At 69.1% G+C, this 22,135-nt stretch carries 24 protein-coding genes; 23 read left to right on the top strand and 1 reads right to left on the bottom strand.

Going from position 1 to position 22,135, the window contains the following annotated elements:
- The first annotated feature begins 21 nt into the window (after window positions 1-21).
- The 23 genes from ACWCPY_RS25930 (at window position 22) to ACWCPY_RS25820 (ending at window position 20,541) form a co-directional block, all read left to right on the top strand.
- Window positions 22-774, top strand: coding sequence for a hypothetical protein (locus tag ACWCPY_RS25930; RefSeq protein WP_451268752.1), 753 nt, complete (start codon window positions 22-24; stop codon window positions 772-774).
- A gap of 110 nt (window positions 775-884) precedes the next feature.
- On the top strand, window positions 885-1,637 hold the full coding sequence (locus ACWCPY_RS25925) for a hypothetical protein (protein WP_451268750.1): 753 nt from the start codon (window positions 885-887) through the stop codon (window positions 1,635-1,637).
- A 15-nt stretch (window positions 1,638-1,652) separates the two neighbouring features.
- Complete coding sequence (locus ACWCPY_RS25920) at window positions 1,653-2,705, top strand: major capsid protein (RefSeq protein WP_451268748.1); 1,053 nt, start codon at window positions 1,653-1,655, stop codon at window positions 2,703-2,705.
- Between the two features lie 5 nt (window positions 2,706-2,710).
- A complete protein-coding gene (locus ACWCPY_RS25915; RefSeq protein WP_451268746.1) occupies window positions 2,711-3,007 on the top strand; it encodes a hypothetical protein in 297 nt (98 codons plus the stop codon).
- A 91-nt stretch (window positions 3,008-3,098) separates the two neighbouring features.
- A complete protein-coding gene (locus ACWCPY_RS25910) occupies window positions 3,099-3,431 on the top strand; it encodes a hypothetical protein (protein ID WP_451268744.1) in 333 nt (110 codons plus the stop codon).
- Complete coding sequence (locus tag ACWCPY_RS25905; protein ID WP_451268742.1) at window positions 3,428-4,276, top strand: hypothetical protein; 849 nt, start codon at window positions 3,428-3,430, stop codon at window positions 4,274-4,276. Before ACWCPY_RS25910 ends, ACWCPY_RS25905 begins: the two co-directional genes overlap by 4 nt.
- On the top strand, window positions 4,273-4,653 hold the full coding sequence (locus ACWCPY_RS25900) for a hypothetical protein (RefSeq protein WP_451268740.1): 381 nt from the start codon (window positions 4,273-4,275) through the stop codon (window positions 4,651-4,653). The genes ACWCPY_RS25905 and ACWCPY_RS25900 overlap by 4 nt, the downstream gene beginning before the upstream one ends.
- Window positions 4,653-5,099, top strand: a complete 447-nt coding sequence (locus ACWCPY_RS25895; protein ID WP_451268738.1) for a DUF6093 family protein — start codon at window positions 4,653-4,655, stop codon at window positions 5,097-5,099. The genes ACWCPY_RS25900 and ACWCPY_RS25895 overlap by 1 nt, the downstream gene beginning before the upstream one ends.
- On the top strand, window positions 5,096-5,485 hold the full coding sequence (locus tag ACWCPY_RS25890) for an HK97 gp10 family phage protein (protein WP_451268736.1): 390 nt from the start codon (window positions 5,096-5,098) through the stop codon (window positions 5,483-5,485). The genes ACWCPY_RS25895 and ACWCPY_RS25890 overlap by 4 nt, the downstream gene beginning before the upstream one ends.
- Window positions 5,482-5,928, top strand: a complete 447-nt coding sequence (locus ACWCPY_RS25885; protein WP_451268735.1) for a hypothetical protein — start codon at window positions 5,482-5,484, stop codon at window positions 5,926-5,928. The genes ACWCPY_RS25890 and ACWCPY_RS25885 overlap by 4 nt, the downstream gene beginning before the upstream one ends.
- A gap of 106 nt (window positions 5,929-6,034) precedes the next feature.
- On the top strand, window positions 6,035-6,505 hold the full coding sequence (locus ACWCPY_RS25880) for a phage tail tube protein (protein ID WP_451268733.1): 471 nt from the start codon (window positions 6,035-6,037) through the stop codon (window positions 6,503-6,505).
- Window positions 6,506-6,608: 103 nt separating this feature from the next.
- Window positions 6,609-7,166, top strand: a complete 558-nt coding sequence (locus ACWCPY_RS25875) for a hypothetical protein (protein WP_451268731.1) — start codon at window positions 6,609-6,611, stop codon at window positions 7,164-7,166.
- Window positions 7,121-7,567, top strand: coding sequence for a hypothetical protein (locus ACWCPY_RS25870; RefSeq protein WP_451268729.1), 447 nt, complete (start codon window positions 7,121-7,123; stop codon window positions 7,565-7,567). Before ACWCPY_RS25875 ends, ACWCPY_RS25870 begins: the two co-directional genes overlap by 46 nt.
- 26 nt (window positions 7,568-7,593) lie before the next feature.
- The gene (locus tag ACWCPY_RS25865; protein ID WP_451268727.1) at window positions 7,594-12,831 is read left to right on the top strand and encodes a phage tail tape measure protein; all 5,238 of its coding nucleotides are present in this window, start codon (window positions 7,594-7,596) and stop codon (window positions 12,829-12,831) included.
- Window positions 12,818-13,723: a hypothetical protein gene (locus tag ACWCPY_RS25860; RefSeq protein ID WP_451268725.1), complete on the top strand. Its 906-nt coding sequence runs from the start codon at window positions 12,818-12,820 to the stop codon at window positions 13,721-13,723. Before ACWCPY_RS25865 ends, ACWCPY_RS25860 begins: the two co-directional genes overlap by 14 nt.
- Before the next feature lie 12 nt (window positions 13,724-13,735).
- Window positions 13,736-14,671 (top strand): hypothetical protein, encoded by a 936-nt coding sequence (locus ACWCPY_RS25855; protein ID WP_451268723.1) that lies wholly within the window; start codon window positions 13,736-13,738, stop codon window positions 14,669-14,671.
- A complete protein-coding gene (locus ACWCPY_RS25850; RefSeq protein WP_451268721.1) occupies window positions 14,668-15,768 on the top strand; it encodes a hypothetical protein in 1,101 nt (366 codons plus the stop codon). Before ACWCPY_RS25855 ends, ACWCPY_RS25850 begins: the two co-directional genes overlap by 4 nt.
- Window positions 15,768-17,543: a hypothetical protein gene (locus ACWCPY_RS25845; RefSeq protein ID WP_451268719.1), complete on the top strand. Its 1,776-nt coding sequence runs from the start codon at window positions 15,768-15,770 to the stop codon at window positions 17,541-17,543. The genes ACWCPY_RS25850 and ACWCPY_RS25845 overlap by 1 nt, the downstream gene beginning before the upstream one ends.
- A gap of 14 nt (window positions 17,544-17,557) precedes the next feature.
- Window positions 17,558-17,848, top strand: a complete 291-nt coding sequence (locus tag ACWCPY_RS25840; protein WP_451268717.1) for a hypothetical protein — start codon at window positions 17,558-17,560, stop codon at window positions 17,846-17,848.
- Between the two features lie 164 nt (window positions 17,849-18,012).
- Window positions 18,013-18,837: a hypothetical protein gene (locus ACWCPY_RS25835; RefSeq protein ID WP_451268715.1), complete on the top strand. Its 825-nt coding sequence runs from the start codon at window positions 18,013-18,015 to the stop codon at window positions 18,835-18,837.
- Window positions 18,834-19,802, top strand: a complete 969-nt coding sequence (locus tag ACWCPY_RS25830) for a peptidoglycan-binding protein (protein ID WP_451268713.1) — start codon at window positions 18,834-18,836, stop codon at window positions 19,800-19,802. Before ACWCPY_RS25835 ends, ACWCPY_RS25830 begins: the two co-directional genes overlap by 4 nt.
- A 36-nt stretch (window positions 19,803-19,838) precedes the next feature.
- Window positions 19,839-20,198, top strand: coding sequence for a hypothetical protein (locus tag ACWCPY_RS25825; RefSeq protein WP_451268711.1), 360 nt, complete (start codon window positions 19,839-19,841; stop codon window positions 20,196-20,198).
- Window positions 20,199-20,226: 28 nt separating this feature from the next.
- Entirely contained in the window at window positions 20,227-20,541 is a 315-nt protein-coding gene (locus ACWCPY_RS25820; RefSeq protein ID WP_451268709.1) for a hypothetical protein, read from the top strand.
- 1,087 nt (window positions 20,542-21,628) lie between these two features.
- Here the strand turns inward: ACWCPY_RS25820 and ACWCPY_RS25815 are convergent.
- A complete protein-coding gene (locus ACWCPY_RS25815; protein ID WP_451268707.1) occupies window positions 21,629-21,946 on the bottom strand; it encodes a hypothetical protein in 318 nt (105 codons plus the stop codon).
- Between the last annotated feature and the right edge of the window lie 189 nt (window positions 21,947-22,135).

Below are 22,135 nucleotides of genomic sequence, written 5' to 3'. Positions count from 1 at the left end.
AGTTCGGGAGGACTTGCGCTTATGCGTCGCCCCACGCAGCACCACACCACCCCCGCCAGCACGGTGTGGGCGCACCCGTACACCGGTGTCGCCGGTCTCGGAGTGTTCTACAACGATGGTGGTGCCGGAGACGCCAGCGACCCGGCCGGTACCGACGGCCAGGCACCGAAGCCCACCCCGCCCGCGCAGCGCACCTTCACCCAGGCCGAAGTCGAGGCGCTCGCCGCGAAGGAGAAGGCCCAGGGCAAGCGGTCCGCTGCCAAGGAGTTTGCGGAGCAGCATGGGTTCACCACCATCGAGGACGCCGCAACGTTCATCGCCGCCGCCCGTAAGGCCCAGGAAGACGCACTCTCCGAGCAGGAGAAGCAGGCCCGCCAGGTCGCCGAGGAACGCAAGACCCTCGAAGCCGACCGGGCCGCTCTGGCCGCGGAACGCCGAACCGTAAGCCTCGAGCAGGCCCTGACCCGGCTCGGCGCGATCGATACTGCGGACGCGCCGAACCTGCAGGACGCCATGGCGCTCCTTGAGCGCGAGCTCCGCGACACCCAGGACGCCGACGCTGACGCAATCACGGCCGCAGCCGAGCGGATCAAGACGAGGCGGCCGGCGTTCTTCGGAGTCACCCAGCCCGCCGACCCGGCCGTCGCGCAGCTCCCCCCGGCCCCCGGAGGAGCACCCGCAGGAGGCCCCCCGGCACGACAGGCACCCACCGGGAAGCCCGGCGACCGAGGCCGTGAAATGGCCCGCCTCCGCGGCCACAAGCCCGCCGCCTGACCAACAGACTTCCCGGCCCAACAGCCGGGGTTGGGACCACGCCCTCTCCTCGTGGACGCACACCCCAAGGGGTGCAGCTGTCACCGCCGTTTTCATGAGGAGAGGCAGTCGTGAACGACTTCCAGCCCTACTCCTACACGGACAGCGTCACCGCCGACCGGCCGTGGCTCGCGTCCCTGGTAGGAGTCCAGGACACCAACACCATCACCCTCGACCTGAGCAAGTTCGTCGTGGGCACCCACTACGTCGTCTCGGCGAACCCGCTGCTCCAGGGCCGCACGGTCATGAAGTCGGGGATCCCGCTCGGCAAGGTCGCCGCGTCCGGGCTGTACGCCCCCTACGCGGGCACGACCAGCGAGCTGCAGACCGTCACCGTCACCGGCACCCCGACGGGAGGCACCTACACGCTGACGTTCTCCGGGCAGACCACCGCCGGCATCCCCTACAACGCCACCGCGGCGCAGGTGAAGACGGCCCTCGAGGCGCTGTCGAACATCAACCCCGGTGACGTCGTCGTCGCGGGCGGCCCGCACCCGGGCGCCGCAGTCACCGTGACGTTCTCCGGGCAGTACGCCGGCGACAACGTCGCACAGATGACCGCCTCCGGGGCCAACCTCACCGGCGGCACGACCCCCGCCGTTTCCGTCGCCACCACCACGGCCGGCGGCGCCGACCTGGCAACCGACGGCACTCAGGTTCTCGCAGGCTTCCTCGTGTCCGAGATCAGCTTCAACCCGACCTCGACCAAGGCAGCCGGCGCCCTCCTCTGGCGCGGCGAAGTCTTCGCCGCCAAGCTCCCCGTCCCCTTCGACCCGGCCAACGTCACCGCGACGGCACCCGGCGTCAACATCCACTACCGGTAAGAGGAGGAGATCACCATGGAGGCTCTCGAGCTCCTCCTGCGGGACACCAACGACACCGACATGACGGTGTTCGCCCGCGCGATGGACACCCCCGCGAACTACCGGCTCACCCAGGAAGTTCTGCCCGAGAAGCAGATCCAGGGCGTCCGGTTCCGCACCACGTCCGCGAAGCGTCGCGTCAACGCCGCGAAGTTCCGCGCCTACGACGCCCCCACGGCCATGGCGAAGCGCCAGGCTGAGCGAGTCGTCAACGAGGGCATGCTGCCCGCACTGGGCCAGACCCTCGCCGTCTCCGAGATGGACCAGATCCTTCTCGATGTCGGACACGGCCTGGACACCCAGCAGTACATCGACCTGCTGTACTCGGACGTCGAGCGCCACGTCGAGTCCATCAAGACCGCCCAGGAAATCGCCGCCGGCCAGCTCCTGGCCACTGGCGCGGTGAACCTGCCGGGCCTCGGCCTCGACATCGACTGGAACGTCCCGGCGGAGAACATGCCGACCGCGGCCATCCTGTGGGACGACCCGGACGCCACCCCGCTGTCCGACGAGCGGGCCTGGATCGACTACCTGATCGACAGTGGGGCCCCCGCGCCGCGCGAGGTCATCACCTCCCGCCGCGCCCGCGCCCTCCTCGCGTCCAACGCGGAGTACCGGGCCGCGTACTACGGATCCTCCACCGTTGGTGGCACCCCGACCGCGACGCTGAACCCCGACGACGTCAACACCGTGCGCGCCCGCTACGGGCTCCCGCCGATCGTCACCTACGACGTTCAGGTGTGGAACGACGACGTCTACCAGCGTGTGCTCCCGGACAACAAGTGGATCATGGTGCCGGACGTTCCGGCCTCCGAGTGGGCACAGACGCAGTACGGCGTCACCCGCGAGTCCGCGAAGTTCACCTCCGGTACCAACCCGGCGCTCACCCGCGAAGAGGCCCCCGGCATCGTCGTCGTCTCCCACGTCGACGACAACCCGGTCCAGATCTACACCCGCGGCGCAGCGATCGGCATGCCCGTCCTGTACGTCCCGGACATCCACATCTCGGCGACCGTCCTCGGGGCGTGACTGCCATGGCCAAGCTCAGCAAGGCCGTGTACGTCCGCGACCCGGACCGCCACCGCACCGTCCTCCTCAAGCCGGGAGAGGAGCCGGAGCAGCGCATTGCCGCTCTGGTCACCAACCCCGACTGCTGGGAGGACGGCAAGGTACCGGCCAAGCAGGAAAGCGTCACCGACGCCAGGTCCGAGGAAGTCGCCCCCGATAAGGGCGACGACACCGAGGACACCAAGCCGGCCGCCCGTAAGACGGCGGCCAAGAAGCCGGCCCGGGGCCGGACGGCCGCTGCTGAGGGCACCAGCGGTCAGTAAGCGGTAGCGGGCCCGGCCCCCTGGTGGGGCGCCAGCGGTCGGGCCCGCACCTGCTTATCCCTTCCCGCCCCACACCCGACCGGAGGACCTGGTGGACGCAGCCGTACGCGCCTGGCTCATCGCCCAGCTCGGCACCGACACCGACCAGGCAGACCTCGACGCCCGGTACAGCAGGCTCGGCACCGCCCGCGCTGTCGCGCTCGAGATCCTCCGCGAGCGACTCGCCGCGCTGCGCGCACAGCCGTCCACCGTCAACGTGTCCTCCGTCGTGGCCGTGTCGTACACCGAGAACATCAAGGCCTACGAACGGCAGATCGCCGCCCTGGAGGCCGGTGACCCGCCCGCGCCGGACGACCCCACCGACCCTGACGGCACCGGGGACGGGTTCGGAGTGATGTACCTCGTCGAGCGGCCCCGCCGATGACCGCCGCCGTACAGCAGGACCACGGGAGCCGCGAGGAACTCCTCGCCCTCATCGCCCTGTCCGCCAGCCGCCTGGCACGGGACTGGGGGCGCCTCATCACTGCCCAGGACCAGCTGCTCCGCACCCTGGAACGGATCCGGCCCGGCATCGGCTCCACCACCCGCGTCCGCGCGGCCATCAGCGAGTTCAATAGGCAGGTTGCCCAGTTCGACCGGGACGCTCGTGCCTTCGCAGAGCGGTGGGCGGCCACGGACCTACCGACCGCGTACCGCGACGGCGCCCTGCATGCCCTGCGCCGCGCGAATCGGAGCATCAGCCTGTTCCGGTGGACCGTCGACCATCAGGCCGCGATGACCCCGATCACCGCGACTTTCTATGCCGACCTGATGCGCCGTATCCAGGAAGCAGTCCGCAGGGCCCAAGCCTTCGCCCGCGCCGCCCAAGATGCCGCCCGCGAAGTCACCCTTGGCCGCAACCACGAAGGCATCGACAGCCCCCGCCTGGCCGCCGACCACCCCCTCTCCACGGTCATCTACGCCGACCAGTCCCGGCATCCCGTCGAATCATGGGCGCGGTCGGCCTTGTCGTGGCAGGGCGTCGTCGCCGCGAACTCCGGCGCGATCAATACCGCCCGGTGGGAGCTCGACGCCCAGTGGATGCAGTGCGTCGATGGACCGGAGTGCGGATTCACGAATCATGCCGACACCGACCATGCGGACGGCACGATCCGCAGCATCGACGACGCCGACATGTACCCCGCCGCCCACCACGGCTGCATCCGTTCCTGGACTCCCCGCCCCGACCTGAACGGTCGCCGCGACCTCATCTCAGGAGACCCCGCATGAGCGCCCCCACGATGGCCGACGAACCCCGACGCGTACAGATCACAGCCGACGGTGGCATGGCGAGCATCACTGTCGACGGCAGCGACATCAGCAAGGCGGTGCAGGGCTACACCCTGGAACACCGGGCAGGCCAGCCACCCCTGCTCGCCCTGTACGCCTCCCCGGCGGCCGGGACCGCGTTCGACGGGCTCGCCCACCTCGCCGTCGCCGACGCAGGGCGGGATGACGGCCAGATCGTGGCCGCATTCCTCGCGAACATCGACCCTGCCCGACTTGAGGCGGCCGCGCTGGAGCGTGACGACCTTGACGGTGGCCGCCACGAACTCACCCGGGCCATGCTCGCCCAGCTCGCCGACTGGGCGCAGGGGAGGACCTGATGCAAGGCCTGGACGACGCTCTCGCCGGAGTCGTCGGGTGGATCGGGGAGAACCTCCTCATCGACACCGTGCGCATCACCCTGCCCGCCACAGGCGACCCCGTCCTGAACGAGGACACCGGCCAGCTCGAGTACCCCGAGGGTGACGTCCTGTACGAGGGGCCCGGCGGGGTGCAGGGATCATCCGCCCAGGCCGAGATCGTCGCCACGCCCAACCACAACCTCCCCTGGGTGCAGGAGACAACGTCCCGGTACCGGCTCCTCACCCCCCTCGAAGCGCCGATCGCACCCAAGGACGCCATCGTCACTGTCGTCGCCGTCCATGACCCGGCCCGAACCGGGCTCCTCGGGCGGTCGTGGATCTGCACCGACCCGGGCCGCGCCGGCACCGTCGAAGTCGTCCGCATCACCCCCCTCGACCAGATGCAAGCCGAGGTGAACCCATGACGCCTGAACAGCTCGCGGACCGCCTCGAAGCCGCCGCCACCCGGGTTGGGCCAGCCATTCAGCGAGCCGTCCAGCACACGGGAGAGCTCGGGCGCGCCCGTATCCGCGGTAACGCGTCCGGCCGGCCTGGCCCGAACGTCATCACCGGCGCCTACCGGAACTCGTGGGAGACGACAAACCGGCGCCTGCCGCACGGGGCGCTGTGCACCATTGGCACGAACGCCCCCCAAGGCCGGCGCCTGGAGTTCGGGTTCATGGGCATGACGGACAGTCTCGGCCGCACCTACCACCAGCCGCCGTTCCCACACGTCGGCCCCGCCGTCGACTACATCGGGGCAACGCTGATGACGGAGATGCGGTTCGCGGTCGCGGAGGTGCTCCGGTGATCCCCAGACGATCCGTCACCACGGCGCTGACAGCGCTCCTCACCTCCGCCACCGGCCTCCCGGTCGGGCAGGGGCGGATGCCGCAGGCGAAGCCGCCCTACTACCTGCTCTACTCCCTCGACACCGGACTCGACGGGCCGCCGCTCGCCGACACCCTGGACGACCTCGTGGTCGTCTACCAGGTGACGTCCGTGTCCGGCCCCGACCCGGCCCGGCCGGCATCCATGGGCACTCTCGACCAGGCCGAACTCCTCGCCGACAAAGCCCGCGCAGCGATCCTCGGCCGCGACCCGGTATCGGGGGAGTGGCTGCACCCGCTCACCATCCCCGGCGTGAAAGTCATGGGGCGGTCCCTCGACACCGAACCTGGGGGAACGAATGACCCCACGGATGGGATCATCAGTTATGTGCAGCGGTTCAGGCTCGCCCTGACCCCAGCCTGACCCCTGGCCAGGCATTTTCGACCGCACCGCGGCGGCCCCAGCGCGGACGCGCCACCACTCGGTGGCCGACTCCCACACACGCGTGAGCATTCCAAAGGGGCCCAGCATGGCCAGGTTCAGCCGCAAGAGCATCACGAAGATTCTGTTCGCCGAGACGATCGCGTCCACCAGCTACATGCCGACGCTCGTCGAGATCACCGGCGCGACGGACTACACGAAGCAGATCGCCGCGGTCGACGGGTTCTCCATCGAGAACCAGGAGATCGAGACCCCCGACATGGACTCGACGTTCGTGTCGAAGATCCCCGGCGACGACTCCGCGGCCGACTCCTCGCTGACGTTCTGGGAGGACGACACCACCGACACCATCGAGACGGACCTGGCCAAGGGAACCGTCGGGTTCATCCTGATCGCCCGCAAGGGCAAGACGGCTGGCGCCAAGGGTCTCGACGTCTACCCGGTGCGTGTCGCGTCGAACTCGGCCGCAGTCACCGCGGACAACGAGGCCGCGAAGCTCATGGTCAAGTTCTCGATCACGGACCGTCCGCTGCTCAACGCGACAGTCCCCGCGACCTGACCCGACCTCCCCATTGCTCCCGGTCGGGCCCGACGGTGTTCGGGAAGGGGCGCCTGTCGGCGCCCGGCCGGGGTTCCCTTCCCCCCTGATGGAGGACCACCCCATGCCTGCCACCGCCAAGACCACCGCCACGCCGCCCGCCGCCGCCGTCGCGAAGGACGCCCACTGGGCCGCCACCCGCGAGCGTCTCCGCAACCGCACCCGTCACACGGCCGCGCTGACGATCTGCGACGACCTCGACGCCAGGAACGCCCTGGAGACTGCCCGGTACGCGCTGCGCCGCATCCAGTCCGAAGCTGCGGACCGACCCGACGACCAGGCCGTCAAGGCCGCAGTCGCCACCGCCGAGCAGGACGTGGCAACCGCGCAGGCAGCCTTCGACGCCGCGGCGATCGTCCTCCGCTTCCAGGCACTGCCCCGGCTGGAGTTCGAGGCGCTGAAGAAGGCGCACCCGGCGACGGAGGAACAGGCCGAGGACGGCCACGACCTCAACGTCGAAACCCTTGGGCCGGAGCTGATCGCCGCCGCCTCCGCAGACGGCATGACTGCCGAGGACGCTCGCGAGTACCTCGACACCTGGTCCGAGGCCGAGGCCGCCGCCCTCTTCAACGCCGCGTGGAACGTTCAGGAGACATCCCGCCTGGACCTGGGAAAAGGCTGATCTGGGATGAGCGGCTCCGTGGCGAACTCGAACTCTGCGACCGGTGGGGCATCCCCCATTCCCAGTTCCGGGGCATCGGTGACGGCACCTGGACAGCACGCGACCGGGCCAAGGCCCTCGCCTACCGCGACTACCAGCGCACCGTCTGCCCGCAGTGCGGCACCCGGTACGACGACTGGGACCACGGCCACCCCGGCGAAGAGGACGCCTACGCCATCACCGTCCAGCGGTGCGTGGGCTGCCAGGTCATCGCAGATAAGCAAGCCGAACTCGCAGGTGCTAAGGACGCCGACACCAACGGGATCAAGATCGCGCTGATCCCGGCGGCACAGGCAGCAGCGATCGAAGCGCAGCGCGAAATCGTCGCCGGCAGGCGGCGCGGCACCACCGACGACGACTGAACGACCAGAGGAGAGGGAGGGGCCCGGTGGCGAACTGGAACCTCAGCGTGGACCTGCGGGGCCACGGCAACGACCTGGCCCAGTCCCTCAAGTCCGCCGCCAAGCACGCCCGCACCCTCGGCACCGCGGCCCGCACCGCCAAAACGGAGGTCCGGGAACTCGGTGCAGCATCACAAACCGCGGCCCGGCACATCCGCACCCTCGGAACGACCGCCCGCACCACCGCCCGCCGCCTCAACACCCTCGGCACCGACGCCCGTACCGCCGCCCGCCAGATGGGCCGGTACGGAGACGCTGCCCGTGCCGCGAACCGACACGTCAACGCGCTGGGGGACAACTCCCGTGCCACCGGCCGTCAGCTCGCCCGCATGTCCGGCCAGATCGACACCGCCGTCCGCGACCTGCTGCGCCTCGCCCAGGCAGCACAGCGGGCCTCCACCCACATGCGGGGCATCAACGACGGCGGCCGGCTGCGCCGCATGGCCTCCGACACCGGCCGTCTCCGCCACCAGCTCATGGGGGCAGCGGCGCTCCTGTCGGGCGGAGCCCTCGTCATGGGCATCGGCGACCTGATCAAGCACGGCAACGAGTACCAGCAGTCCATGAACACATTCGGGGCCGTGACTGGGGCGACGCAGATGCAGATGCAGCGCGCCGCAGCAACCGCAAACCAGCTCGGCAACGACCTGACCCTGCCCGGGGCCACCGCAGCCGAAGCCGCCGACGCCATGGTCGAACTTGCGAAGGCAGGGTTCAGGACCGACCAGGCCATCAGCGCGACCCGGGCCAGCCTCACCCTCGCCTCCGCCGCCCAGGTCAACGCCGCCGACTCCGCAAAGTACCTCGGCGACATGATGGACCAGTTCGGCATGGGCGCCGACCAAGCTGGAGTCGCCGCCGACACCCTTGCCGCGACCGCGAACGCCGCGTCCGGCGACATCACCGACATCTACTACGCCATGAAGTACGCCGGGCCCGTCGCGCATGGTCTCGGCGTCAACATGCAGGAAGCCGCCAGCGCGGTCGGCATGCTCGGTAAGGCAGGCATCCTCGGGCAGACCGCCGGTACGACCCTGCGCGGCATGATGGCGAACCTGGCCTCCCCGACGAAACAGATGACCCAGGGCCTCGAGGACATGGGCATCCAGGCATGGGACGCCCAGGGGAACTTCAGGGGCCTGCGCTACGTCATCGAGGGCCTGTCCAAGGCCCAGCACTCCATGACACAGCAGGACTTCGCCGCCGCCGTCAAGAAGTCGATGGGCAAGCCCGCCATGTCCGGTGCCATCGCGCTGGCCCATCAGGGCACCGACAGCTTCGACGCGCTGATGCAGGCTGTGTCCTCGACCGGGGCCGCTGCGCAGATCGCCGCGGCGAAGGGCAAGGGCCTCGCCGGTGCGATGCTCCAGCTCAAGACCCAGTCGAAGCAGACCGGCCTCGCCATCTACGACGGGATGGCGCCCGGCCTCGAGTTCCTCACCCGTGGCATCACCTCCGGCCTGTCCAAGGCCACCCCGAAGATCGAGCACTTCTTCGCCTACATGAACGACGCCGCGACCCTGTTCGGCCCGGACATTGCCGCAGCCGCCCGCCGCCAGTTCTCCAGCATCGGCGACGCCGCCGGGGACATGATCGCCCCGTTCAAGGAACTCGGCGGCGACGCAGTCGCATCCGCCCTCCACGTCCTCCTCTCGGCCGGGCAGATGGTCGTCGACGTCCTGAAGAACCTGGCCGCCGGGGCGGAACCCGTCGTGTCCGCGCTCGGAAACGTCGCCGGCGAGGGGAACGGGGTGGCCAGCACGCTCGACATCGTCGTCGTCGCCCTGGATGCCGCCGCCCAGGCTGTCTCTTTCCTGTCCGGTGTCCTCGGACCGGTCGGCCACCTCGTCGGCGGCCTGGTGAACATGTTCGCCTCCCTGCCCGGCCCGGTGCAGTCCGCCGTCCTCGCGATGCTCCTCGTGCGCCGCGTCGGGCCCATCGCGCAGAGCGTCGCCGGATCTGTTGGTGGCCGCCTCACCGGCGCCTACCGCAGCCTCAACCAGCAGATGGCCGTCCAGCGCACCCTGGCCGCCGCATCCGGCGCCTCCATCGGCCGGTACGGTGCCGCGTTCGCCGTCCTTCAGACCCGGATCCCGGTCATCGGCGCCATGGGGGCCAGCTTCCGTACCGCGACCGCAGGAGCAACCGGCTTCGGAGGGGCGCTGCGCGGTGTCACCGCAGCGGCCGGCACCGGACTCCGCTCAGCCATGGGCGGCCTCATGAGCGTCATGGGCGGCCCATGGGGCGTCGCCCTCGCCGCAGCCACGGTCGGCCTCGGCATGCTCGCTACCCGGCAGCAGAAAGCCGCAGCCGCTGCGGCTGAGCACCAGCAGCAGATCTCCAGCCTCACCCAGGCCCTGCGCGAATCCAACGGCGCCGTCGACGACAACGTCCGCGCCATCGCCGCCGAGAACCTCATGGGCCAGAAGGTCAAGACGACCCTGGACGGCCAACAGCGGCTCGTCGACCTGGCCCGCAAAGCCAAGGTGCCGATGTCGCAGCTCGTCGACGCGTACACCAACCAGGGCACCTCGCTCAGCAAGCTGCAGAAGGAACTCGCCGCCACCGCCGAGGCGAGCAAGTTCACGACCATGGACGAGAACGGATCCATGGGCAAGGCCTTCACTGTCCAGGGGCGGGCGGCAGACGACCTCCGCAAGGCGCTGGGCCCGCTGGGCGGCGACTTTCAGAAGGCTGCCGCAGACGCCAAGTCCTTCAACGAGGGCGTAAAGGGCGCAGGAGACACGTCCGCGTACACCCGCCTGAAGGACGCGGTCGGAGCCCTGGCCGACAAGACCGCCGACGCCGACTCCCGCACCCGCGCCCTGCGCGACGCCCTCGACCTCCTCTCCGGCGGATCAGTCAGCCTTCAGGCCGCCCAGGCCCGGGTCAATGAGGCCGTCACCAATGCCAACGAGGCCATGGCCGCCGGGATCGACAAGGCCGACGGTTGGGGCAAGGCCTTGATCGGCGCGAACGGGGCCCTCAGCACGACCACGAAGAACGGTCAGCAGCTCTTCAGCACCCTCGACACAATCGCCGACAGCTCCAGTACCGCAGCCGTGAAGGCGTACGACTTCGCCCAGTCGCAGGGCAAGACCGTCCCGCAGTCGATCCAGGCTGCGACGAAGGAGATGCAGCGCGCCCGAGACGAGGCGATCAAGCTTGGTGAAGGGTACGGCCTGAGTAAGAAGCAGGCTGCCGGGGTCGCGGACGCCATGGGGCTCATCCCCGGCCGGGTGTCGATCCTCCTGCAGACCGAAGGCGTCGACACCGTCCTGGCCGAGCTCCTCGGCGTGCAGGCTGAGTTCGAACGGTTCCCGGACAGGAAGACCATCAAGGTCGATGCCCTCGGGGATGAGGCGAAGAAGGAACTCGAGGACATCGGCTACAAGATCGAACTGATTCCCGGCACCCGCGAGTACAAAATCACCGCGCCGACCAAGGCGGCCCGTGCGGAACTCGACCTCCTCATCAACAAGCTCGGCCAGACCAACGGCAAGACCCTCGACATCAAGGCGCCGACCGGCAAGGTCAAAGCCGAGCTGCAGACCATCCAGGACAAGGTCCGCGACACCAAGGGCAAGACCCTCACCATCAAGGCACCCACCGGTGAGGCACGCCAGAACCTGGACGCCCTCGGCTTCAAAATCAAGAACACCAAGGGCAAGACCGTCACCATCACCGTCCCGACCGGCGACGCCACGTACAACGCCCGCATCATCCAGAACGCCATCGACAACATCCACGGCAAGACCGTCGGCGTCTACCTCTCCTACAAGGCCACCAGCGCCGACAAGGACGCCAACGGCGTCCCCGACCACGTTCAAGCCCCCCAAGCCCGCGGCAGCGTCCTCGACTTCTACGCCAACGGCGGCATGCGGAACCGGCGCGGGATCCGCGAGAACCACACCGCACAGATCGCTCCCGCCGGCGCCTGGCGGGTCTGGGCTGAGGAAGAGACCGGCGGCGAGGCGTACATTCCCCTCGCTGCATCGAAGCGCGGCCGCTCCCGGGCCATCGCCGAGGAGACCATCAGCCGGCTCGGCGGTGACCCCCGCAGCATCCAGTGGAACGCTGACGGCGCCGTCACCGACTGGCGGTACGACCCCTCCACCGGCTCCCTGTACTCAGCCACGGACGCCGGGCAGGCCGGGCACAAGACCAAGAAGGTCAAGGTCAAGGGGAAGAACGGGAAGACGACGACCAAGGAAGTCGACTACTTCGACCTTGGCGCGGTGGAGAAGAAGCTTAAGAGCGCCGCGAAGGCCACCCGGTCCTGGAACACCGACCTAGAGAAGGTCGCCGACCGACTCGGTGGCGACGTCGCCGACGCCCTGGCGGGCATGGGCGAGGACGGCATCAAGCTCGCCCACAAGATGGCCACCGGCTCCAAGAAGTACGCCGAGGAGATGGCCAAGGCGCTACGCGATCTGACGAAGGTCGCGAAGGCGTCCCTGGCCGACTACATCCGGCAGCTCACCAGTGCGAACAGCACCGACGCGACGTTCTCAAAGAACCTGGCGACGCTGGCCGCGAAGGGCTACGGCGACCTTGCCGCTCAGCTGGCCGCGCAGGGCGACACCGCGGCGCAGCAGCTCGCCGCCGCTGCAGTGAAGGACCCCAAGAAGGCAGGGTCGGCGAACACCGCAGCGAAGAAGGCGAACGCTGCGCTCACGCCGGATCAGGTGCAACAGCTCGTCGCGATCATTGCCGCAGTCAAGACCAGCAAGACCGGCCTGCACACGGTCGCCGACACGACCGGCCTCGGCGAGGACGAAATCATCACCATCGCCAACAAGGCCAAGAGCCAGATCACCAGCGCTCTCGGCTCCCGGGCCACGAAGTTCCTCGCAGACCTGGGCCGCGCCAACCAAGGGCTCAGCTACGCCAACGGCGGGATCCGGGAAGGGATCTACGCCACCCGCGGCGGCGCCGTCACCTTCGCCGAACCGGAGACCGGCGGCGAGGCGTACATCCCGCTCGGCCCGAACAAGAGGGCAGCGGCCACCAGCGTGCTGCGCGACGTGGCCGGCCGGTTCGGCGTCGGGCTCACCGACGTGTCCGCGACCCGCCCGGTCGTCATCGTCCAGGGCGGCGGCGACACCAACGTCACCGTCACCGCCGTACGCACAGGCGCTACCGCGTCGGACATCGGATCCCAGGTCGGCCGCTCGGTACGCCGGGCTCGCAGGGGAGGGGTGAACGCCCGTGCCGCTGCCTGAGCTCACGGACTGGCAGTACGAACTCGGGGGCGTCCTCATGGGCGCCGGCACCCCGGTCCAGGTCATCGAGACGACCGGGCTGGGCAGGCCACCGGTCCGGGACAACGACGCCGACCAGCCCTCCATGGACGGGGTATTCGCCGGCCCCGACTACTACGCCGCCCGCCAGGTCCAGTTCGACACCGCGGTGCGCATCCCCGGCGACCCGGCCGCCTGCCATGACGTCGTTGCAGCCCTGCAGGCCGCCGCGGACGATCCGGTGGTACGCCTGACAGGCGGGGCGATGATGCCGCTCCGGATCCTGCGCCCCGGCCGCCCGGTGAAACGACTTAACGGCCGTCTCCGCAAGCTCGACCCCGAGTACAAGCAGGTCATCCACGGCTACGTCCCCCTGGACATCGAGTTCATCGCGACCGACCCAACGTTCTACGCCGACGAGGTCACTACCACCGAGATCCCCCTGGGGTGGCTAACCGGCGGCGGCTTCAAAGCCCCCGTTGTCGCCCCGATCTACGTGCAGTCCGGGACGACGGCCGCCGACCGGCCCGGCTGGGTCACCAACCAGGGAACCGGGGCCGCGTGGCCAGTCATCCGGATCACCGGCCCAGTCGCCACGGTCACCATCACCCATGTCGCGTCCGGCCGCCAACTGTCCCTGCCGACACTCAACCTGACGTCGAGCAGCCAGTGGATCGAGATCGACACCCGGCCCGGCTACCGCACCATCCGCCGGGAGAACGGCGGCAACGCCTCCACCCTCCTGAGCGCGGCCTCCCGCATCGACCTCTTCTCCCTGCCGCCCGGCCAGTCCGAGATGCGCTGGACCGGCTTCGATTCCACGAACTCCGCCCGCATGCGCCTGACCTGGCGCGACGCCTACACCGCCCTCTGAGGAGCGCACACCATGGCCCTTTTCCCCGTGCCGATCCTCACGAACGGCGCCACCCACTCCGCCCAGCAGTTCCGCATGATGGTCAGAGATTTGGTGAGTGGTGCCGAGGGCATCACCCAGGGCACCGACCTCAAGGTCATCCAGCTCGCCACCCCCGGAACCAGCGTCCAGGTCGGTGACGGATCCGGCGTCGTCCGCGGCCGCGTCAACGCGTTCCAGGGCACGTACTCGGTCTGCAACATCGGCGCCGCCACCGTCCCGATCGCAGCCACCGGAGGCACCGCACGCTCGGACATGGTCATCCTCCGCGTCGAGGACCCCGAGTACGAGGGCACCCTCAACCCGACCGTTGATCAGATCGACTACTTCCAGGTCATCTCGAACGTCTCGTCCAGCGCGACCACGATCCCCGACGGGCGCACCGGCATTCCCCTGGCCCGGATCGACATCCCCGCGTCCACATCCACGATCACTAACGCCATGATCAAGGACATCCGACAGGTGGCGGCCCCGCGCAGGGAGAGCCGACTGTGGACCCAGTCCCCGACGGCCCTCTCGACCGAGATCACCGGCAGCGCCAGCGCCTTCGCGTACTTCACCACTGCGGCCGGGTGGACGATCGCGATACCGTCCTGGGCCAGCGTTGCACGCATCAGCATCACCGCATCCCAGCTGCGCTACTCCACCGCCCCGTACTACGGCGGCCTCCGCGCCACCTTCGGCGCCTCCCTGACCGTCCAGCCCGTCAATCTCGACGACAACCAGACCGGCATCCGCCGCGGCACCGTCGCCGCCGCCGACACCCTCACCATCCCGGACACCTACCGCGGCACCAGCCAACTTCTGCGCCTCCAGGCCGCCGGATACACCGGAAACACCGGCAAAGTCGGCGTCGACGGATCGACCACGCTCATCGCACAGGTCGAATTCGAGGAGGCCGCCCGGTGACCCCTGTCCCGGACCGGGTGCTCACCCAGCACGCCCTGACCGGTGAGTGGCTGTCCCTCGCCCTGCCCGTAGGGGAGCTGGAGTACGGAGACGAGCTCAACGGCCCCGGGGCCCTGACCGGCACCTTGGCCCCGCGCCTCCTCTCCCAGAGTCCGACCCTCCTTGACCCGGGCACCACCCTCATCTACGTCGAGTCCGCCGGCCAGCTCCGGTGGGGTGGCCTCGTCTGGGACATCCGCCCCCAGGGCGACACCCTCCAGCTCGAGGCAGCGGGCTGGTCGTCGTACCTGATGCACCGGTACGACGTGGACGGGCAGCTCGGCGGCCGCGGCCCGTACACCTACACCGACCGGTGCCAGGTCATCCGCGACGTCTGGGCCTACGCCCAGTCCATCACGGATGGCAACCTCGGCGTCGTCATCGACCCCGTCACCTCCACGTCCACCGTCGGCACCCCGGCCGAGCGGTACGACAGCACCTGGTGGGACGGGCGCGCCCTTGGCGACATCGTCGACGACATGGTGTCCGCCGAGGCCAGCCCCGACTACACCTGCACTGTCGCCTGGAACGCCGGCAAGACCGCACCGGTGCGCCGGATCCGGCTCGGCTGGCCACGCCTCGGCGCCCGCCGCACCGACATCCACTTCGCCTCCGGCACGAACATCCTCGAAGACCCGGAGATCCCATTCAGCGGAGACGACTACGCGCAGGTCGTCATCGGCATGGGCGCCGGCGACGGATCCGCGAAGCGCCGCCAGATCTCCGCCGTCCGCAACGGCCGCCTCCGCCTCGAGCACGTCGCCGACTACCCGCAGGTCAAGGGCAACGACGTCCTCGCCTCCCTCACCGCGGCCGAGCGCGGACGTCGGGAGGTACTCGGGTCCGTCGACCAGATCACCATCCGCGACACGTCGGCCGCGCCTTTCGGGTCCTGGCAGGTCGGAGACGACGTGTACACCCGCGTCCACAACCCATGGGTGGACTACGTCGGCTGGCGCCGCATCACCGGCTGGACCATCAAGCCCGACGCCCCCGGCGGCCCCCAGGCCGTCATCGACCTCAAGCCCGCCGACGCCTACAAATACGGGGGAGTCTGATGACCGACATCGGCCGGACCCTGGCCCAGCTCGAGAAGCGCCTCGCCGCCGTCGAGCGAACCGCCCGCCTTTCCGCCGCCTCCCTGGACAACACCAGCCTCGAGGTCCGCGACGACTCCGGCTCGTTGCGCGCCCTGGTGGGGCAGCAGGGCGACGGCACCACAGCGGTGAACATCGTCAACGGCGGACCGCCCCCGGCGCCGACCACACCATCGGCGGGCCCGGCACTGGGCGGGATCGCTGCCGGGTGGGACGGAACGTTCGCCGCCGGGGCGGTCATGCCGCTCGACTGGGCCCGCGTCGAAGTACACGCCTCGCCCGCAGCTGCCTTCACGCCGGGACCAGACACCCTGAAAGCAACTATCGAGACCCCGCAGGGCGGCGTGGTCTACATCCCCAGCACCGCGCCCCTGTACGTGGTCCTCCTGGCCCGCAACACATCGGGCGCGGCATCGCCTGCCACGGCGCAGGCCGGCCCTTACGCACCCAAGCCCGTAGCCGGTGAGATCGGCATCGGAGAGATCACGGCGACACTCATCGCCGACGGGGCAGTCACCACCCCGAAGCTGTTCGCGAACGCCGTCACCACCGCCAAGCTGTCCGCCGGATCCGTAGACGCAACCGCCCTGAAGGCCGACGCCATCACGGGCAAGACCATCACAGGGGGAGTGATCAACGGGGCCGAGTTCCACTCCGACGACGGGGCCGGCGGCCTGGTCGACATCTCCACCGGAACCGTTGAAACCACGGCCGCCAACGGCTGGAAGATCGTCGTCGACCCCACGCGGGCCCTCCCCGTCATCGACTTTCTGGACGGCGAGGGTGACACCGCCGGATCCATCAACGCCACCGGCGACAACACGCGACCCGCTCTGAACATCTCCTCCGGGCCGTTCACGGACGGAGCCGTCACCGACTACCGGTGGGTCACCGTGATGGGGCCCGACAGCACCACCAACGGCTGGAAAACCGCCCGGGTCCGGCAGTCCGACAGCACCGTCATGAGCGGCGGATTCCTGTATGCCGGGCCCACCTACGCGCAGCTTGCCTACGTCAACACGACAAGCCCGACACCGCCGTCGATTCTGCAGGTCCAAAATGGCGCGGCCCTCTTCGACGGGTGCCGGGTCGTTGCCGCGCCACCCGCGAGCGCCCAGCCGTGCATCTGGGTGCAGGCACCGACCGGGCACACCGGCAGGCTCCTGAGCCTTCAGACAGGAGGCGCTGACCGGCTCATCATCACTGCGGCAGGAGCTGTCACGGCCGCCAGCAGCATCGCCGCTACCAGCGGAATCCTCAGCACGGACCTCACCATCGCAGGCGTCTCGCAAGGGCGGGGCTACACCGCGTTCCAGGCCCGCGACACTCCCACCGGCACCACCCTGACGACCAGCGAGCAAATCGCGCTCACCCAGACCGGCGTCACCATCAAACGCGACCGCGCCTACCGGATCTCCGTCCGCGGCCTCGCCCGGAACGACACCGCGAACACGGGCGTCCGGGTCCGGGTCCGGAAGACGAACGCGGCCGGCGCGATCTGGCTGGACACCTTCACCGTCACCACCCCCTCGGCCAACGCGAACTACCAGTACGCCAATGACCAGATCATCATCAACGACTCCGGCGCCGACATCACCACCACCCTTGTCATGACATGGGTCAGCGTCGTCGGCGGCAACTCCTTCCTGAACACCGGCCTCGGCTTCTATACCGCCTTCGAAGTCCTCGACATTGGCGCCATGACCAACTTCTCCACCGCCCAGTCCGTCACCTGACAGGAGAGCACCACATGTCTCTGACCATCCCGCCCCTCACCGGCGGAACGCCCCAGTGCGTCATCTCTCTCGAGAGCATCGACCGGAACATCAACATCAACGTCAACGTCACAGCAGCCCAGGTTGCCGCCTGGTCTGACCAGGACCTCACCGACCGGGTCAACGCACTGACCGCCGCAGTCCAAAGCTTCCTGTCCCCCGGGGAGACCACCCGCCTGAACGTCAGCTGGCAGAACTACGCCCGGACAACGATCGTCCGCAGGGATGAAGTGATCGACGACCCGGCTGCCACCCCGGCCGAGTAGCGCACCCACGGGTCCGACCAGGGGCAGCAACCGGGCCGCCCCGCCATACGCTGATCACGGGCGACCCTCCGCCCGCACCACCACGAGGGACTGCCACCCGGCCCCGGCCGGCGCAGCACGCCAACCATTGCTCTGGGCGCGGGGAGTGCAGGAGCACGGGCACGGTGCCCACCGATCTCACGGTCCACCAGTACGACCTCCAGCCCGGCCTCGGCCGGCACATGGTGCTGGACCCGCGCAGCCTCGCCTACCGCCGCCCCTACGACGGGCAACTCCTGCGCGCCACGGCATGGGAACCGCGCATCCCCGTCCTCGACCAGCAGCACCTTGTCGCGCAGGGCATCTACACCTCCCAGGACTACGGCCTCGATGAGGACGTCGATGCCCTGTCCTCCTGCACCGGCAACGCCGCCACCGCCCTCCTGTCGATCCTCCTGACCAAGAAGCAGGCGATCGGGGCGGTCCTGAACACTGACGACGCCACCGCGGCCGAGCACTTCGCGATCGGCCTGTACGCCGACGCCACCGAACGCGACCAGTGGCAAGACGCCCAATGGCCGTCCCAGGACGTCGGGTCATCAGGCCTCGGCGTCACCAAGGTCCTCCGCGACCGCGGCCTCATCGACCAGTACGGGCACGCCACCACGGCCGAGGAACTGTGCACGCTCCTGCAATCCGGCCCGGTCCTGCTCGGCATGCCCTGGTTCAGCTCCTTCTCCGAGCCGAACGCATCCGGGTTCGTGGACGCAGACCCGAACTGGGCGGCGTCCCCGCTCGAAGGCGGCCACGAAGTGTGCGTCACCGCGCTCGAGACCGTCGCCGCCCAGGACGGCACCCTGCTGCCCGACCAGACCGTTCTGCGCTTCGTCAACAGCTGGGGCGCAGCCTGGGCGGACCACGGATCAGGCCGCCTCTCCCTCTCGACGTACCTGGCCATGCGCGACCAGGTCGACGTCATTCAGCCCCGACTCGACGGAGTTACCCCATGAAGCTCATCACCCGGTCCGACCTAGGCTGGCCCGCGTCAGCAGCACCCACACAGGCCACCACCAAGGGCGTAAAGGTCCACTACGAGGGAACCGCGGTCTCCGCCAAGCTGTCGACGGATCACGACGCGTGCATCGCCGAGTGGAAGGCGATACGCAAGTCCCACCTCGCCAACAAGGTCGAAAACTACAGCGACGTTGCCTACAACTACGCGGCCTGCCCCCACGGATACCTCCTCGAAGGCCGCGGCATCGGACACCGCACCGGCGCCAACGGCAACCAGGCCCTCAACCAAGCGCACTACGCGATCGTCGGTCTCGTCGGATCATCCGGCCTGACCGAGCCGACCGACGCCATGCTGTCCGCGATCCGCGACGGCATCGAACTCCTCCGCAAGAACGGTGCCGGGGCCGAGATCAAGGGCCACCGTGATGGGTACGCCACCGCCTGCCCTGGCGGCCCGCTCTACGCCTGGGTGCAGAAGGGCGCCCCCCGACCCGGTGGGGATTCAACACCGCCGCCGAACACTGGGGGCGGGACCAGCTCGAGCGGCACGTACACGGTGAGGAAGGGCGACACGCTCTCCTCCATCGCCACCGCGATCAAGACGACCGTCGCCGCCCTGGCGAAGCTGAACGGTCTGAAAGACCCGAACAAGCTGTCCGTCGGTCAGAAGCTGAAGGTCCCTGCCGCCGCGTCAACGCCTTCCGCGCCGCCGCTGGAGCCGTTCCCCGGCGCCTCGTTCTTCCACGGCGGCCGCCACAGCCCGATCATCACTGCCCTTGGTCGCCGCCTTGTGGCGCTCGGGTTCGGCAAGCACTACACCAGCGGGCCCGGCCCGAACTGGACGAACGCCGACAAGCGCAACGTCCAGGACTTCCAGCGCTCCCGACCCGACCTGGCTGGAGACGCCGATGGCATCCCTGGCCCCAAGACCTGGGCAGCACTCAAGGTCCCGAAGTCCTGACTTCCCAACCCATCCCACCCCTGCAAGGAGAATCCCGTGAAGATCTTCGGCCGTGAACCGGCTGTGCTCCTGAGCCTCATCGCCGTGCTCGTCAAGCTCGTCGCCGCGTTCGGCATCGAGGTGTCCGGAGAGCAGCAGGCCGTCATCAACGCCCTCGCTGCGGCCGCCGTCGGTGTCGCCCTGGCGGTCATGGCCCACGACGGTGTCGGCGCCGCACTGCTCGGCTTCATCCAGGCCGCCATCGCACTCGCGGTCGGCTTCGGACTGGACTGGTCGGCCGAGCAACAGGCCGTCGTCCTGTCCGCGGCCACCGGCGTCGTCGCCATGTGGGACCGGACGCAGATCACCGCGCCCGTACCGGCAGGGGCGGCCAAGTCCGCCTCCCCGGTTGCCTGACAACCCTTCCTGATACACGGAGCACGACATGGCCGATGAGCCGTCTCTGGGAGAGCTGGGGCGGCTCATCCAGCTCATGCGTGGCGACATTCGCGACGACATGGCCCAGATCAACGCCCGGCTAGACCGCATGGTGTCCACCGACGTGTACACGGTGGAGCGCGCGGCTCTCGAGCGGGAGATCGCCGACTTGAAGAAGGACGTGGAAGGCGTGCAGGCGCAGCGGACAGCGGATGCCGACCGGGTCACTCAGACCAGACGGTGGCTCTTCGCGTCGGTCGTCATACCGATGCTGGGGCTCATCATTCCGATCGTGGCCCTCCTCTTGGGAGGCAAAGGATGAGGGCCCTGACGAGGGTGGAGGCCCGAAAGCAGCGTAAACGCGGCGACTACGCGGCCGCGGTCGCAGCTCTGTTCGCTGCGCTCATCCTCGGTGTCGTCGTCACCGCATTCGTCGTGCTCTCCAACGATTTGGATGCGGCGAATCAGGCCCGCGATGCTCTGGCCCGGCAGGTTCAGGGGCTGGGGGAGAAGCCGGTGGCAGGCCCGCCCGGATCGCGCGGCAAGGCCGGCGAGACCGTCGTGGGCAGGACAGGGCCTCCTGGACCACCGGGCCCGACGGGCGCTGCGGGTAAGGCCGCACCCACCATCACGCCGAGCCCCGGTCCGTCCGGCCCGGCAGGCGCCGACTCCACAATTCCCGGACCGAGCGGCCCACCCGGGCAGGACGCCACTGGAGTACCGGGCACCAATGGCAAGGACGGTACGAACGGGAAGGACGGCGTGCCTCCTGCGGAGTGGGCGTACACCGACCCTTCGGGGGTCGCTTACCGGTGCACGCCAGTCGACAACTTCGACCCGAACAACCCGCGGTACCGGTGCACGCCCACCAGCACGTCGGTACCTACCGGCGACTCATCAACCGCCGCCCTGATGAGGAGACCTTGGTGAGCACTGTGCAGGGCATCCGATCAGGGGTTTTGTCCTATAAAAATTCACACCAAGTAACATGATCTTGCTCGCGTGAGCGCTCCGGCTCGTCATCTCTCGTATGCCCCTGCTGTCCGTCCTGGTGAACAACCTGCCAGTCAGGAACCGGGGCTCGACTCGGCTGCCTCGGTACGGGCATGAGGTCTTTCAATGCGGTGCATGTGCGGGCGTGAGTAGTCGAGGTACAGGAAATCCCGGTGAGATCGATCTTGCTGGCAGGCCCTCGACCCTCTCCGCCGCCACACAGGCGCCGCCAGAGAGGGGTCCAGCCAAGATCATCCCACTGCCCCTTTTGGGCTCACCTTGGCTGGACCCCAGAGAGGGTCGAGAAGAGGGACCTCGACCAGCACCAGGACCACGACGAGCCCAGCCCGTCCTTGGCTACGCCTGGGCGTTCATCCGCCATTACTTCTGACCGGCAAAGTCGCCCTCGCGCCGGGTCAACCGGTGCGGCGAACACACCTGGAGACGAGCTCGACGACACCGTGCAGGCAGACCGTGGCGAACCCGGCAGTGGACGCCGCCCCGTCAGGGACGTACCCCAGGCCAAGGGAGGCCGCCAGGACCCCCGACAGGGCCCGCAGAGCGTCGAGCGGCCGCGGGGGCCGCCACGCCACCGGGACGGGTCGCCACGGCGACACCTCGTCGACCGGCACGGTGGGGACCGGGATCTGCGGCTCGATGACGGTCGTGGTGTCGGTGACGCCCTGAAGGGGCTGCTCGCCCAACGGCGCGGGAGTGTTCATGTCGGTCGGCATTGCCGGGTCCTCTCTCAGCTGCTCCGCCAGGCCGTTCCTGGGGTCGCAACACCCAGAATCGAGAGGGAAATCCGCAACATCAACCAGCGTTTTCGCAGGTCAGAAGCCATGAGTTGGTTGCGATGCGTGCAATGGAGGGGGTGCGCTCGCGCGCCCCCTCGATTATACGGAACGCAGTCAACTCAACCC

This window comes from Streptomyces sp. NPDC002403, assembly GCF_053593015.1.
The sequence above is the reverse complement of the archived record's forward strand: the minus strand, read 5'-3'. Positions and strand labels throughout refer to the sequence as shown.

Excerpts from the sequence above, each read along its gene's own strand:
- ACWCPY_RS25930 (WP_451268752.1), top strand. The coding sequence starts at position 22 with ATGCGTCGCCCCACGCAGCACCACACCACCCCCGCCAGCACGGTGTGG.
- ACWCPY_RS25920 (WP_451268748.1), top strand. The coding sequence starts at position 1,653 with ATGGAGGCTCTCGAGCTCCTCCTGCGGGACACCAACGACACCGACATG.
- ACWCPY_RS25915 (WP_451268746.1), top strand. The coding sequence starts at position 2,711 with ATGGCCAAGCTCAGCAAGGCCGTGTACGTCCGCGACCCGGACCGCCAC.
- ACWCPY_RS25905 (WP_451268742.1), top strand. The coding sequence starts at position 3,428 with ATGACCGCCGCCGTACAGCAGGACCACGGGAGCCGCGAGGAACTCCTC.
- ACWCPY_RS25900 (WP_451268740.1), top strand. The coding sequence starts at position 4,273 with ATGAGCGCCCCCACGATGGCCGACGAACCCCGACGCGTACAGATCACA.
- ACWCPY_RS25895 (WP_451268738.1), top strand. The coding sequence starts at position 4,653 with ATGCAAGGCCTGGACGACGCTCTCGCCGGAGTCGTCGGGTGGATCGGG.
- ACWCPY_RS25890 (WP_451268736.1), top strand. The coding sequence starts at position 5,096 with ATGACGCCTGAACAGCTCGCGGACCGCCTCGAAGCCGCCGCCACCCGG.
- ACWCPY_RS25880 (WP_451268733.1), top strand. The coding sequence starts at position 6,035 with ATGGCCAGGTTCAGCCGCAAGAGCATCACGAAGATTCTGTTCGCCGAG.
- ACWCPY_RS25875 (WP_451268731.1), top strand. The coding sequence starts at position 6,609 with ATGCCTGCCACCGCCAAGACCACCGCCACGCCGCCCGCCGCCGCCGTC.
- ACWCPY_RS25855 (WP_451268723.1), top strand. The coding sequence starts at position 13,736 with ATGGCCCTTTTCCCCGTGCCGATCCTCACGAACGGCGCCACCCACTCC.
- ACWCPY_RS25845 (WP_451268719.1), top strand. The coding sequence starts at position 15,768 with ATGACCGACATCGGCCGGACCCTGGCCCAGCTCGAGAAGCGCCTCGCC.
- ACWCPY_RS25840 (WP_451268717.1), top strand. The coding sequence starts at position 17,558 with ATGTCTCTGACCATCCCGCCCCTCACCGGCGGAACGCCCCAGTGCGTC.
- ACWCPY_RS25830 (WP_451268713.1), top strand. The coding sequence starts at position 18,834 with ATGAAGCTCATCACCCGGTCCGACCTAGGCTGGCCCGCGTCAGCAGCA.
- ACWCPY_RS25820 (WP_451268709.1), top strand. The coding sequence starts at position 20,227 with ATGGCCGATGAGCCGTCTCTGGGAGAGCTGGGGCGGCTCATCCAGCTC.
- ACWCPY_RS25815 (WP_451268707.1), bottom strand. The coding sequence starts at position 21,946 with ATGCCGACCGACATGAACACTCCCGCGCCGTTGGGCGAGCAGCCCCTT.